This window comes from Arthrobacter sp. STN4 (assembly GCF_024539665.1).
In the GTDB taxonomy this organism is placed as follows: domain Bacteria; phylum Actinomycetota; class Actinomycetes; order Actinomycetales; family Micrococcaceae; genus Specibacter.
On the sequence record NZ_JAKZGX010000009.1, the window covers coordinates 81988 to 94456 of the forward strand.

Below are 12469 nucleotides of genomic sequence, written 5' to 3' on the forward strand. Positions count from 1 at the left end.
CATGAGTATCGGAGAGTTTTTCGCTACAACGGTGACCTCTCGTGCCCTGCTGGTGGCTAGGCCCCTGGCGCTGATCGCCGGAATCGTCTCCTTCCGGTTCCCGTGCATTTTGCCGCTCGTCACGGGCTACCTCGGCTACGTCTCCGGTCTGACCAATCCGAACCAAGCCTAAAACCGGCGGCGCGTGGTTGCCGGAATGAGGCTCTTGGTGCTCGGCATTGGCACCGTGTTCAGTCGTCACCTTATCGGACCCGCGGCCAAGCAAACGCTCGCATATCCATTCGCACATCAGGCTTCCAACTGTTCGCAGCTCGGTCACGAAAATGCTCCCCACCGCGCACTTCTGGAGCGACAAAACGAAGGCCGACCCGCGGCAAATCCCGCGAGGATTCATTGATATTCATGATTGTCCCACCCAGCAAAAGGCCACCAAGAATCAGATTTCCCGGCCAGGGAGGGGAGATTCCTGTCCGGGACGAATCGGCGTCCCGTACGACAAAGTCTGTTGGCATACGACGGCCCGCCCATGACAACCGGTGACATTCCACCAGCCATGCCGATGAACCTGCAAACGGCCATCAAACAGTAGCTCCGGCGCTACGCTGCTGAGCCCCGTCACGTTTTACTCACGTTTTTGAACGAAAACCAACCACAGATCATGGCATATCGACGGACTCCACTGGCCCGAAGTTCCCCGGACTGTGGCGGATTTTGGCGTCTATCGATGTCTGTTGGCATGAGAATCCTGAGTTTCTCTTGGCCGCCGGTTCGAGTCCGGCCCGGGGCACCCAAAAGGGCCCCTGACCTGCGGTTTTACTGTTTCAGCCAGGCCCGCGGAAGGGGCCGAATCACGCTTTACTCACGTTTTTGAACGAAAAGTTGGTCACGTTTTTGACATGTTCGGGGCCAATTAAGACTCCATTTGACGTCACGTTTTTCAACTGGCGGGCAGGAAATCCGCGGAAATCCGCGGTTTTCCCAGGCCCGAACGACGAGAGATCGTGGCCGCCAACTATTCGCCCTCCGATTGCCGCCTTCACGGTGGTGGGACTTAAAGCAGCTGGTCTGGGACTGGCTGGCAGGACGGGGCCGGCTGTGTAGCGGTATGTTTGGCCGGTGGCACTCGGGAGCGGGCGTTGTTGGCTTGGTGGATCTTTGAGGCGTTAGGGAATCGTCAAGATCGTGCCCAAGCAATGTGCCGGGGAGTCTGTCGCTGCTAGCATCGCATCTGTTAGCGGCGATTTCTTAGGCAGGGACAACAGCGTGAGCACTTTGGGTAGACCTCCGTTTGACCCGTCCGAGCCAGGGCCGCGGGCCAGGGCCCGGCTGGCGTCGTGGCTCATGCATGGGCTCCAGGATAGTTCGGGCTCCCACCCGGGACCCCACCGGGCCCCGGACGTCCACGAAAAAAAACATGCGTGGTGGCAGGTGATGTGTTTGACGGGTGTGGATTACTTCTCCACGCTGGGTTACCAGCCGGCCATCGCGGCCCTGGCCGCCGGTGTGATGTCCCCGCTGGCAACGATGGTGCTGATCGTGGTCACCTTATTGGGGGCCCTGCCTATTTACCGCAGGGTGGCCGCTGAAAGCCACCGGGGTGAGGGATCCATCGCCATGTTGGAGCGGTTGTTGCCGCGCTGGAGCGGCAAGCTGTTCGTGCTTGTCCTGCTGGGATTCGCGGCCACGGATTTCATGATTACCATGACCCTTTCGGCCGCGGACGCCAGTGCCCACCTGATCCAGAACCCCCTCACGGGCCGGTGGCTGCAGGGCCAGAACGTGGCCGTCACCTTGTTCCTGTTGGCACTACTGGCAGCTGTGTTCCTGCGCGGGTTCAGGGACGCAATTGGCATCGCCGTGGTCCTGGTCGGGCTGTACCTGCTCCTGAACGCGGTCGTGGTGGTGGTGACACTCGTTCAAGTGGTCATGCATCCGCTGGCGGTCGGCAATTGGTGGCTGGACTTGACCACTGCGCACGGCAACCCGTTCATGGTGGCGGGATTCGCCCTGCTTGTCTTTCCAAAGCTGGCACTGGGCATGTCCGGGTTCGAGACCGGCGTCGCCGTCATGCCTCAAATCCGTGGAGATGCCGGCGACACAGAGGAAAACCCGGCGGGCCGGATTCGCGGCACCAGGCGACTGCTGACCACGGCAGCGGTGACAATGAGTTGTTTCCTGATCACCACGAGCTTCATCACCGTGGTGCTCATCCCGGCCCGGGAGTTCCAGCCCGGCGGGCAGGCCGACGGCCGCGCCTTGGCCTTTCTCGCCCACCAATACCTTGGCGTGGGCTTCGGCAGCCTGTATGACCTGAGCACCATAGCCATTCTTTGGTTTGCTGGCGCCTCCGCGATGGCCGGGCTGTTGAACCTGGTCCCGCGCTATCTGCCCCGGTATGGGATGGCTCCCGTATGGGCCAGGGCCGTCCGCCCCCTGGTGCTGGTGTTCACCTTGATCGGGTTCCTCATCACATTCCTCTTCGACGCCAATGTCGATGCCCAGGGCGGGGCATACGCGACCGGGGTGCTGGTACTGATGACCTCGGCCTCGATCGCGGTCACCCTCTCGGCACGGCGCCGGAAGCAGCCCAGACGGATGTTCGGGTTCGCAACCATCGCCGTGGTCTTCGTCTACACCACCATTGCCAACATCGTTGAGCGTCCCGAAGGGATCCAAATCGCCGCGGTCTTCATCCTGGGCATCATCGTCATTTCCCTGCTCTCCAGGGTCCGGCGCTCCTTTGAGCTCCACGCCACCCACGTCCGTTTCGACGAACAAGCCTTGGAACACGTGGCCGCGAACGAGGAGGGACCCATCCAAATCATCGCCCACGAACCCAAACATGTAGACCCGGGCGCCTACCAGCACAAGCTAGAAGCAATCCGGATGATCAGCCATGTGCCCCTGCACGACCAAGTCGTCTTCCTGGAAGTGGTCCTGGATGACACCTCAGATTTCGAAACAGCCCTTGAGGTCCACGGCATCACACGCGGAGGCTACCGCATCCTGGAGGTCCATGGCCCCGTGGTCGCCAACACCATCGCCTCCGTTCTTCTGCATATCCGCGACGCCACCGGGCTGATGCCGCACATCTACTTCCGCTGGACCGAGGGAAACCCCATCGCCAACCTGCTCCGATTCCTGTTCTTCGGCGAAGGGGAAATCGCCCCGGTCACCCGCGAAGTCCTCCGCCAGGCCGAACCTGACCTCCCCCAACGCCCCTGGGTCCACGTCGGATAGCGACACTGACCATGCAACCACCAGAGAACACCGGAAACATCCAATACAGTGCCGAGCCCGGCACCGTGGCCGGCGACGAGAACCGCAGCATCCACGGCACCGCCTACAAAGCGGCACAGGGATACCTGTTTCGCGACCAGGACGAAACCCCGTGGTGGATCATCTACTCCCCTACCACGGGCACTGGATCAGGAGGCGCCCAGCAGGTGGGCGACATTCTGTCCTGCAGTGAATCCACGGACGAGCTTGTCACGGTCCGCGTCCTCGCCCGCAACGTCCTCCAGAGGGATGCGGACAACGCCTTCCTCAGTGCATGCCCCGCCACCTACGAAGAAGCAACCCGCACCGCCTCCCAAATTCCGACCCAAAGTGTTACCCGTCGCGCTTTTTGACGATGGCGGCGTCACCTTGAATGTCGACGGGATTGTTGGGTTTGGTCGTCATCGTGACGTGGTGGTCGTCATCGCTGCCGGATAAATTACACCGCAATGTGCCACGTCGTCATGGTGACGCCGGTTGCAGGGCATGGCAAAGAATGGTCTTCTCATTTATCAGGTGCGCAGCGGCGGGCTCAGCAGGTTACCTCGTGTGAAGTGTCCGATCACGGACCAGGGCGGCTGCCCGGGATCCACACGGTTCCGGTAGGCCAGGGCGGCGCCGGCCAAAATGTTCAGACTCCAGCCCATCAGGCTCGGCCACTGCTTGGGGCGGACCAGGATGTCAGGGTCGAGGCGAAATGCGTGCTGCACGGCCTGCTCGTACAGCCACCGGGCGTGGGCCTCCGGTACGCGACGGAGCCAGCGGCGCACCGTCGAGAGGGGCCGGCCCAGTACGGCCGCGATCGTGCGGTGCCCGCTGCCGGCGGCCTTGGCCGCCAGCGCGGTCCCAATGACCTCGAGGGTATCAGCCCGGCGCACGGACAACGCGGCCGGCAACAATACCTGGGTGCGGCCACAGCCGGAGCAGCGGGCCCGCCGCGGCCGCACCGTCAACCGCGCACAGCCCAGGCCGCGCACCGTGCGGGTGCGGGCGTGCCCGTGGGGGCGCAACGGCGCTGAACAGCCAGGGCAGAGTATTTCCCCTGCCCTCAAGGCCGCCTCGTCCCGCTCGGGGCTGTTCACGCTTATCATCGCGCCGGCTCCTGCTGCTCTGCCACACACTCATGCCAACGACTCTTGTCTACCATGCCAGCTGCTGGAAAGGGGCCACTTCGTGTGGAACCGGCCGGGACCTTAAACGGACATTCCGCCGGCCGCCGACTGAACCAGCAAAACCGGCTTGACGACAGGGACGCGAAGAACGAAGCACGCCGCCGGAACGGCGGGTTTCATCGCCACGATGACGCCGCCAACGAACCCTGGACCATGGCATCACCGTGGTCACCCACAATGATTATGCCGAAGAATACGTTAAGCCGAGGTTGGTGTGGTCGCCCTTGCAATGAGGGGTTCTCCGGCTTGTTCCTCGGCTTAATGTTTTGGATTATTTCAGGGTGTAGAGCAGTTGCAGTTCGCGGTCGCTGAGGGACTCGGTACTTGATTCGCTGATAGCCGGTGTGGCGGCGTTCATTGCTTCGCGCATCATGTCGAGGGTCGCGAAGGCGTAGAACGCAGAGGTGGTGCTCATGCTTTCGTGGCCGAGCATCTGCATGATGATCGGTAACGGTATGCCTTGTTTGTAGAGGTCCATGGCCTTGGTTTTTCGCAGCATGTGGCAGTGGAGGTGCTCGGGGATCGAAGGGCACCGTTCGCGGGCGAGGTTTCCGGCTTTGGTGAGCACTGCGGCGACGGTGTCGCTGGAAAGCGCTGTTGCTTGGCCGCGGTGGTAGCTGTAGAAGAGCGGACGTGTCGCTGACCGGGTGGCCCGTTGCGGGTGGAACTCCTTGAGATAGACCATCAGGTGTTCGAGGGTTTTCTCGCCCAGGGGGACGACGCGGCTTTTGTCCCGTTTCCCTGTGAGTGTCAGGTGGGCTGGTTTTGCCAGTGCCAGGTCGTCAACGGTGAGTGCGGTGATCTCACCGACGCGTGCGCCGCTGTCGTAGAGCAGGATGAGCAGCATGCGATTCCGCCGGGACTTCAAGTCCTTGCCGTCGTGGGCGGCCAGAACCGCTGTTGTCTCGTTCTCCTGCAGGTATTCGATGGGCTTGCGCGGTGTGGCTGGCGTCTTGAGAGTCTTCGCTGCTTGGTATACCGCGACCAAGGTGATTTCTTCCGTGGAGGCGAAATTCAGGAAGGCTTTGATGGAGCTCAGGCGCAGGCCGATGGTTGCCGGCAAGTAGTTTTTGCTTTGCCGCATCCAGACCAGCCAGTCCTTGAGGGTTTGCCGGTCAAAGTGGTCAAAACCGATGTCTTGACGACGGACCTGCTTCTGCGTGACCAGGTACTGGACGTAGCTCTCCAGGCTGATCCGATAAGCCTCAATGCTGTTCGGTGCCAGGGCCCTGACCTGGGGCAGGAAGTCGTGCAGGTAGTTCCTCGCGTACCCCCAAAAGTCAGGGGACGCTTCGTGTGGTGTGTGTTTCATTGAAATCCCACCTCGGGAAATACGCCTTGGCCGTCACGGGTGAGGGCTGCGTAGCCATCCATGAAGTCCGGTGATGTGTGGATGTAGTAGTACGTGCTATCCAATGAGGCGTGCCCCATGTATCGGGAGAGGTAGGGCAGCATCGCGTTGACGTCGGTGCCTTCTGCCATCCACCGTTCGATGTTGGCATAGGCAAAATGGTGCCGGAAGGAGTACGGATGAGGCTGGATGCCATCAATTGCCCTCGGCAGCCCGGCGTGGTCCCAGATCCGATTGAACATAACCCCTATCGAGGCCGGCGCGACCGGGGCAGGGGTTGAAGAAACAAAGAACCGGGGACGCTGTTGCCCGAATATCTTGCGGGACGTCCGGTCACACTCGGCGAGGATGTCAATGATCTCAGCGGTGATCGGCAGGCGCCGGCTTCTGTTGCCCTTGGACCACAACACATCAATCCCCGCTTTCTCGAGGTCAACATCTTGGGGCCGAAGCCTGCGGGTTTCGCAGGTACGAAGCCCGCACGAGTGCATCAACCCGAAGAAGGCGACAGACTGCCATTTCCACGGCGAGGTGGTCTTCAGTTCGGCCGCGGATTGGAAGAACAGCTTGATTTCGTCGCGACTCAACAAGTAGGGCCGGGAATGGGCGAATCCGGCCCGCCAGGACTCGGCAAGCACATATGCTTCCGGGTTGCCATGGGTGCGCATCCAGCGGCCAAAGTCCCGGATGTATGACATCCACGACGGTGGCGACCCCAGTTGGGAGGCCTTCTTGGAGATCACCCACCCTTCGACTGTCGGCTGGTCAAAACACGTCACCCCGTGTTCCGTGCAGTAGGCATCGAAGCTGCGCAGGTACCAGATGCGTGAGCTGCCATAGCAGCCCATGTCCTGCTTGAAGGCCAGATACCGTCTCAGTTCCTCAGCGAAAACGCTGGTGAACACTTGCGCGCTCATCACCGCGTCCCTTCCGGCAGAGGAAGGACACAGGCACGCAACCGCTCCGCGTCAGCGTTGAGATACACATTGGTCGAGTCGCTGTGGGCGTGGCCCAGAATGGCAGAGATCGTCGGCAACGCGGTGCCTGCCTGCAGCAACTTCGATGCGGCGTTGTAGCGAAGAACACGCGATCCAACCTTCACATCCTCCACTCCGGAGGCACGGAAGACCTTGTTGATGATCACGTAAATCGTCGTGTGGTCTGCCAAGGCAACATGAGGGGCCTTCAACCTCAAAAAGACTTCCTTCGCTTCGGATACTGGTCGTTCATCAAGGACGTAGCGGGCGAGTTTGACCAGTAAAAGTTGGGGTAGCGGCAGGGTCAACGGGTTCCCTGTCTTTTGCTGCACGATCCCGATCGTGCCACCCCGCCAGTCGATATCCGCCAATTGCAGGCTGCGGATATCGCACGCACGCAAGCCCGTGAGCAGGCACAGCAGGACAATCGCAGCATCCCTAGCAGACACCAATTCTTGTTGGCAGGCATCAAGAACTTTCCGTTCAACCCCGGAATCAAGCACGGGAATGATCTTGTGATGACGCTTTGCCCTGGCCAGCGCCAACGCATCAAGGAGGTCCGTGCGGGCGGTAAACTTCAGAAACGGACGAAAACTGGCCACCGCCGACCACATGCTCGTATCAGCCCACCGGTCCCGCAGGGACTGAAGAAATCCCAGGACACTGGCCCCGTCGGCGTCATCCCACCTGAAAACCCCGGTGACCTCCAAAAAGCGCAAATATTCGCAGGCCAGGAACCCGAAGTAGTTCTGAGTCGACAGCGCGAGGCCACGCTCTTCCATGTCGTGGTACCACGACGCCATCAGCCCGGAGAACTCAGCACCGTCAGGTTGCTTCCGCTGCTGCCCGCGGGGTCGTGTGGAAACATCCACCGTGCAGGTGAGCACGAACGAGTCGAACAACCACACCAACCGGCTGTAATCATTGTGCCGCTGGGCACTGTACCGCCCGGTGCGCGGGCTGGTCGTCATCGAAGCGAATTCCGCACCCAACCCGATCGTATAAATGCCGTCCTGTTTCTGGGCCAACACACCCAGCCACTTGATGGACTTGCGAATCTGACCAATCGTTGAGTGCATGTAGCCGGCGTCTTCCAACGCTGCCACCACGACATCCCCGATCGCCGTAACTGACGTATCCATTGCCTTGTCCTTCCATTGGGAGCATGGATACAAGACAGGCTAGAAGGAAATATTAAGCCGAGGAACACGACAGAGAACCCCTCATTGCAAGGGCGACCACACCAACCTCGGCTTAACGTATTCTTCGGCATAATCATTGTTAAACCGGGTTCGGTTTAACAATGACCAATGCATCGCAATACAAAGCGACGCTCAACAACCGGCTCGTCACGAACATGACCGACCCGGTCCAGGGTACTGCCACGGCGTTGATGGGCCTGTATCACGAGCAACAAGGAAGTCGAGACGACCTTCCGTGAGATCAAGTCCACCATGCAAGGCGGCAGAGTTCTGCGTTCACGCACCGTTGCGCTGGTCGAACAGGAAATATATGCCGTGCTGATCGCCGAGCAACTGCTGCGCACCGCCATGAGCGAAGCCACCAACGCCGCCCCCGGCCTGGACCCGGACCGGGCCAGCTTCACCATCGCACTGACCACGGCCAGAGACACGATCATCCTCGGACCGGCACCGCGTGCCAGCCCCGGGCATGGCTGGCACGCACTGGCCGGACGGATCGGAGAACACCTCCTGGCAAACCTCCTGCCCCCACGCAGGCTCCGCACCGGCCCAAGAACCGTCAAAAGAGCCATTTCGAAGTACCAGGCCCGCGCCACCAAACCCCACGGCCCCACCCAACCAGCCCGCCTGACCATTCAAGTCATCCACCCCAAAGCAGCGTTGACAACAGAGCCCACTGCTTAACTTCACGGCATTGGCCCTAGCCCTCGTAGGGTTCCTGCGCCAGCGGGCATCCCGGAACGCCGCGGCCCCCGCGGGGTCCCCGGCTTCGCCGGCCGGCGGAGCCGTCAAGGATCCGCTGCAGGCGGAAGCGCCCCACGACTCCAGCGAATTCGCCAGCGATGCCGGCATGACCGGCCAGGCCGGCACCGTGGCCGTCGACAGTCCGCCGGTCCCCCAGGCTCAGAGAACCGGCGTCTTCGACGTCCTGCGCCGGTTCGGGCTGTTCTGGTACGACTTCGTAGTTGGCGACGACTGGCGAGTGGCCGTGGCCGTGGCCGCATCCTTCGCCATCATCGCCGTCCTCAGCACCTCAGGCGCCACGAGAACATGGTGGATCGTCCCCGCCACCGCCATCCTCACCCTTCCGCTGGCGCTGGCCAGCGTCGTCCGCAAGGCCTGACCCATCCGACTAACTGATCCGACGGAGCTGAGACCGCCATTTTGGTGACGGTCCCAGCTCCGTCGGATCCGTCATTCCTGTGCTTGTTGTAGTCCGCACCCCACGGCCCGCGACAGACTTGGCTTAGGGGTCCTTCCAACCTTTCCCTCGTACCTGGAGGCAGCACTTGCTTTCCCAGCCAGAATTAGTTTTGACCAAAACCGTTGAAGCCATAGTGGCACTGACTCGGGACGCCCGGCAAACGGCCGTGGAACTTCTGGTCTCCGGCCACCGTGGCGCGATTTGCCTTGAACAACCGGCAGGTTTTTGGCACCACAGCCGCATCAGAGGGCAGCGACCTCAACAACGAGGCATAAGCCGGGCGGACCGGTATTGGCTGTTGCTTGACAAGCCCACGCAGACCACGGGCCCGGCATGTTGTGGCCGTGCACGGCGCGAGGCACTCCTGGGAGAAGACGGCGTGCTGTACTCCAGGCACGTCGAGGAACCCGGCCACTGCAGCAGGAACGCCGCACGGCGACGTGGCCGGACCACCGCAGCCAACCTCGAGCCCATCAGCGAGAGCGGCTACCTCGAATGGGACATGGCGACGCCCGGTCCCGCCCGCCCATTCTTTGCCGGCCCCTTCTGCCACGCCCTGACCATGGCCTTGAAGCATCTAAGCGATAACCCCCACAGTCGACAGGAGCCGTTGAAAGCCAGCCCATCATCTCCTCTTGGGGCGATTCCTTCCGTATGCCCAACGCCCACGGAGCGGGATATTTTTAGCTCATTCCAACCATGATCATGGAGCCGTTCATGGATCTGCAGCCCTCCAGGAGGGCGGACACAGCTACGCTGACGGCGCGCTGCGCACCATCTTAACTGACACCGACAGCCTGATTGACGCCTATCCGTTACTACGAAGACCAGGGATTGAGCAAGACGATCTAATCCACTCACCATGTAGAGACACTGACACACATCAACACTGTGCCGAAGACCGCGAACACGTCGCCCAGGAACTCAACGCCCGCCCACGCAAACCACTCATCTGGAACACCCCCGCGGCCAGGCGCTTGACCATGGAGCGAAGGGCGTCGAGGTTGCGGGCCAGGCGGTCCATGCCGTGCACCAAGACGGTGTCCCCTTCCCAAGCGAATCTGAGCAGCCCCGCGGTCATGCAACAATGTGTCGCCTCGCTTGTTTGCGACAAAGGGACACCAAGGACGAATGAGCAGTCGCTAAACCATTGCATGACGTCATCTCCATAATAACGATGGCTAACAGCAACCAATTCTCATCTGGGTTGCGTCTTGGTCTGGTAGCCCCGGCCCTCCCACAAGATACCCCACACCCGGGGGCGTCCAACCTTGCACATCAAACTCGACAATCACATCAACGTTAACCCTCCGTTCACCTGGAATGGACCACCTCGTCACTTGGAGCCCCTAGCTTGGACCGGTAAGGAATCTACAGACCCATCGAATCGGTAAATCGCGTGAAGGCACTTCACATCGGCCGCGTGGCGGCAGTTCTCACCATCGGCGCACTCGCCCTGACTGCCTGTGGCACGGACAACGCCGTAACCACCGGCAATGGCGGCTCCTCCACCAGCGCGGCGGCCGGCGGATCCGTCACCGGCACCCTGACCGGGACGGGTTCCACCGCTGTTTCGGCTGCCATGGATGCCTGGAAGACCGGCTTCGAATCCGCCAACTCCGGCACCACCATCCAGTACTCCCCGGAAGGCTCCGGTGCGGGCCGCACGGCACTGATCGCAGGAGCTGTGCAGTTTGCCGGCTCGGACGCGTTCATGAGCGACGCCGAGATGGCCAGCGCAAAGGCCAAGTGCGGCCCCGGTGGCGCCATCAACATCCCGTGGTACATTTCCCCGATCGCGGTCACGTTCAACGTCCCCGGCGTGAAGACCCTCAAGCTAGACGCCGACACCGTAGCCAGGATCTTCCGCGGCGAAATCAAGAACTGGAACGACCCGGCCATCAAGGCATCGAACCCGTCCGCAACGCTGCCAAACCTGGCCATCACACCGCTGCACCGCTCGGACAACTCGGGCACCACCCAGAATTTCACCGACTACCTGGCCAAGGCCGCCCCCACCGTGTGGACAGACAAGGCAACCGGCGACTGGCCCGCCTCACTGCCCGGTGAAAACGCCAAGGGCACCTCCGGCGTCGTCAAGACCGTGACCCAGACGGCCGGCGCCATCGCCTACGCCGACGACTCCGCCGTCACCGCCGCCATGGGCAAAGCTGAGCTGAAGGTCGGTGACTCATACGTGCCCGTCACCGCCGAGGCTGCCGCCAAGGGCGTCGGTACTGCCACAGTTGTGGCCGGGCGCTCAGCACACGACCTGTCGCTGACACTCAACCGCACACCGAAGGAAGCCGGCGCTTATCCGGCCACGCTCGTCTCCTACGCCGTGGTCTGCGCCTCCTACCCCGACGCCAAGACCGTTGACCTGGTCAAAGCTTTCGGAAACTACGCCATCAGCGACGCCGGCCAGCAGGCCGCCGTCGCCGCTGCAAAGAGCGCCCCGCTTCCCGCAGCGCTCGCAGCCAAGGCCAAGGTTGCCATCGATTCCATCACCGTCGCAAAGTAAGCAACGTACAGAGAACGACATTTACGGCACCGCCGTGGGCTTTGCCGCCCTCGCGTTGCTGCCGATCGGGAGCCTGCCCGCAGCACTCGCCATCGCCGTAGGCCTCACGCCACCAAAGATCAAGCAATAGCACTCAGGTCTTGCTATTCCGCCGTTGCGAGTCCCTTTGATTAGCGGGTGGGGATCCGGTGCAGGAGGACGGCGCACAGTACCGATATGCCAGCCAGGGCAACGGTAAGGGGATGGCCAAGCCCCGGGTCTGGCCATCCCCTTACCATTGCCATCTCCACCGAACGGGCCGCACGGGCTGGAGGTGTTGATCAAGAACCCGATGGCATTGGAGCGGATGCGCACCATCGACGTCGTGCTCTTCGACAAGACCGGCACCCTGACCAAGGGCGAGCCTTCCGTCACCAAGGCTATGGCGGTCGACGGCGTGACAACCGATGAGCTGTTGGCCCTGGCCGGGGCTATTGAATCCGACAGCGAGCACCACCTGGCGAGTGCCAGCGTCGCGGCCGCCGGCCCACCGGGGCGCCCACCGCTCCGGCCAGCAATTTCCAGTCGATGACCGGCCGGAGCATCCAAGCCAACGTCGTTGGCCCCACCCTCCTGGCGGAACGCGCACTGACCGAACCCGAGACCACTGGCGCGGTCACTGCTGCGCGGATGGGCCGGGGCGCTGCCGTGCTGCACGTAATTCGCGACGCGGCAGTGATCGGGGCACTTGCGTTGGAGGACGAAGTCCACGACGAATACTGAC

At 61.8% G+C, this 12469-nt stretch carries 13 protein-coding genes and 1 pseudogene; 9 read left to right on the forward strand and 5 right to left on the reverse strand.

From position 1 onward, the window contains the following. Window position 1 precedes the first annotated feature (1 nt). The 3 genes from MMF96_RS09060 to MMF96_RS09070 all read left to right on the forward strand — a co-directional run bounded on the left by MMF96_RS09060 (window position 2) and on the right by MMF96_RS09070 (window position 3632). Window positions 2-172: a hypothetical protein gene (locus MMF96_RS09060; RefSeq protein ID WP_306295804.1), complete on the forward strand. Its 171-nt coding sequence runs from the start codon at window positions 2-4 to the stop codon at window positions 170-172. A gap of 1091 nt (window positions 173-1263) precedes the next feature. Beyond that, window positions 1264-3240, forward strand: a complete 1977-nt coding sequence (locus tag MMF96_RS09065; protein ID WP_256883330.1) for an amino acid transporter — start codon at window positions 1264-1266, stop codon at window positions 3238-3240. 11 nt (window positions 3241-3251) lie between these two features. Then, on the forward strand, window positions 3252-3632 hold the full coding sequence (locus tag MMF96_RS09070; RefSeq protein WP_256883331.1) for a hypothetical protein: 381 nt from the start codon (window positions 3252-3254) through the stop codon (window positions 3630-3632). A gap of 159 nt (window positions 3633-3791) precedes the next feature. On the opposite strand, the gene MMF96_RS09075 is transcribed toward MMF96_RS09070, so the two are convergent. From MMF96_RS09075 to MMF96_RS09090, 4 genes are all read right to left on the reverse strand, one after another. After that, window positions 3792-4370, reverse strand: coding sequence for a helix-turn-helix domain-containing protein (locus tag MMF96_RS09075; RefSeq protein WP_256883332.1), 579 nt, complete (start codon window positions 4368-4370; stop codon window positions 3792-3794). A gap of 352 nt (window positions 4371-4722) precedes the next feature. Continuing rightward, on the reverse strand, window positions 4723-5763 hold the full coding sequence (locus MMF96_RS09080) for a tyrosine-type recombinase/integrase (RefSeq protein ID WP_256883333.1): 1041 nt from the start codon (window positions 5761-5763) through the stop codon (window positions 4723-4725). Next, window positions 5760-6719 carry a tyrosine-type recombinase/integrase gene (locus tag MMF96_RS09085; RefSeq protein ID WP_256883334.1) on the reverse strand — a complete coding sequence of 320 codons (960 nt, stop codon included), beginning with the start codon at window positions 6717-6719 and terminating at the stop codon, window positions 5760-5762. The genes MMF96_RS09080 and MMF96_RS09085 overlap by 4 nt, the downstream gene beginning before the upstream one ends. Continuing rightward, the gene (locus MMF96_RS09090; protein ID WP_256883335.1) at window positions 6719-7921 is read right to left on the reverse strand and encodes a tyrosine-type recombinase/integrase; all 1203 of its coding nucleotides are present in this window, start codon (window positions 7919-7921) and stop codon (window positions 6719-6721) included. The genes MMF96_RS09085 and MMF96_RS09090 overlap by 1 nt, the downstream gene beginning before the upstream one ends. A 161-nt stretch (window positions 7922-8082) precedes the next feature. Between MMF96_RS09090 and MMF96_RS09095 the strand changes: the two genes are divergently transcribed. The 3 genes from MMF96_RS09095 to MMF96_RS09105 are packed head-to-tail and all read left to right on the forward strand — an operon-like array spanning window position 8083 to window position 9104. Next, window positions 8083-8220, forward strand: coding sequence for a hypothetical protein (locus MMF96_RS09095; protein ID WP_256883336.1), 138 nt, complete (start codon window positions 8083-8085; stop codon window positions 8218-8220). 13 nt (window positions 8221-8233) lie between these two features. Further along, the gene (locus MMF96_RS09100; protein WP_256883337.1) at window positions 8234-8665 is read left to right on the forward strand and encodes a hypothetical protein; all 432 of its coding nucleotides are present in this window, start codon (window positions 8234-8236) and stop codon (window positions 8663-8665) included. A gap of 10 nt (window positions 8666-8675) precedes the next feature. Then, a complete protein-coding gene (locus MMF96_RS09105; RefSeq protein WP_256883338.1) occupies window positions 8676-9104 on the forward strand; it encodes a hypothetical protein in 429 nt (142 codons plus the stop codon). A gap of 1051 nt (window positions 9105-10155) precedes the next feature. Here MMF96_RS09105 and MMF96_RS09110 read toward each other — a convergent pair. Beyond that, window positions 10156-10254 (reverse strand): annotated as a pseudogene (locus MMF96_RS09110) (recombinase family protein); the annotation flags it as partial. A 330-nt stretch (window positions 10255-10584) separates the two neighbouring features. Here MMF96_RS09110 and pstS point away from each other — a divergent pair. The 3 genes from pstS to MMF96_RS09125 all read left to right on the forward strand — a co-directional run bounded on the left by pstS (window position 10585) and on the right by MMF96_RS09125 (window position 12468). Next, window positions 10585-11706 (forward strand): phosphate ABC transporter substrate-binding protein PstS, encoded by a 1122-nt coding sequence (gene pstS, locus MMF96_RS09115; protein WP_256883339.1) that lies wholly within the window; start codon window positions 10585-10587, stop codon window positions 11704-11706. Window positions 11707-12022: 316 nt separating this feature from the next. Continuing rightward, on the forward strand, window positions 12023-12277 hold the full coding sequence (locus MMF96_RS09120; RefSeq protein ID WP_256883340.1) for an HAD family hydrolase: 255 nt from the start codon (window positions 12023-12025) through the stop codon (window positions 12275-12277). Next, entirely contained in the window at window positions 12274-12468 is a 195-nt protein-coding gene (locus MMF96_RS09125) for a hypothetical protein (protein ID WP_256883341.1), read from the forward strand. The genes MMF96_RS09120 and MMF96_RS09125 overlap by 4 nt, the downstream gene beginning before the upstream one ends. The last annotated feature ends 1 nt before the right edge of the window (window position 12469 follow it).

Excerpts from the sequence above, each read along its gene's own strand:
- MMF96_RS09080 (WP_256883333.1), bottom strand. The coding sequence starts at position 5,763 with ATGAAACACACACCACACGAAGCGTCCCCTGACTTTTGGGGGTACGCG.
- MMF96_RS09075 (WP_256883332.1), bottom strand. The coding sequence starts at position 4,370 with ATGATAAGCGTGAACAGCCCCGAGCGGGACGAGGCGGCCTTGAGGGCA.
- MMF96_RS09095 (WP_256883336.1), top strand. The coding sequence starts at position 8,083 with ATGACCAATGCATCGCAATACAAAGCGACGCTCAACAACCGGCTCGTC.
- MMF96_RS09090 (WP_256883335.1), bottom strand. The coding sequence starts at position 7,921 with ATGGATACGTCAGTTACGGCGATCGGGGATGTCGTGGTGGCAGCGTTG.
- MMF96_RS09085 (WP_256883334.1), bottom strand. The coding sequence starts at position 6,719 with ATGAGCGCGCAAGTGTTCACCAGCGTTTTCGCTGAGGAACTGAGACGG.
- MMF96_RS09100 (WP_256883337.1), top strand. The coding sequence starts at position 8,234 with ATGCAAGGCGGCAGAGTTCTGCGTTCACGCACCGTTGCGCTGGTCGAA.
- MMF96_RS09060 (WP_306295804.1), top strand. The coding sequence starts at position 2 with ATGAGTATCGGAGAGTTTTTCGCTACAACGGTGACCTCTCGTGCCCTG.
- MMF96_RS09070 (WP_256883331.1), top strand. The coding sequence starts at position 3,252 with ATGCAACCACCAGAGAACACCGGAAACATCCAATACAGTGCCGAGCCC.
- MMF96_RS09125 (WP_256883341.1), top strand. The coding sequence starts at position 12,274 with ATGACCGGCCGGAGCATCCAAGCCAACGTCGTTGGCCCCACCCTCCTG.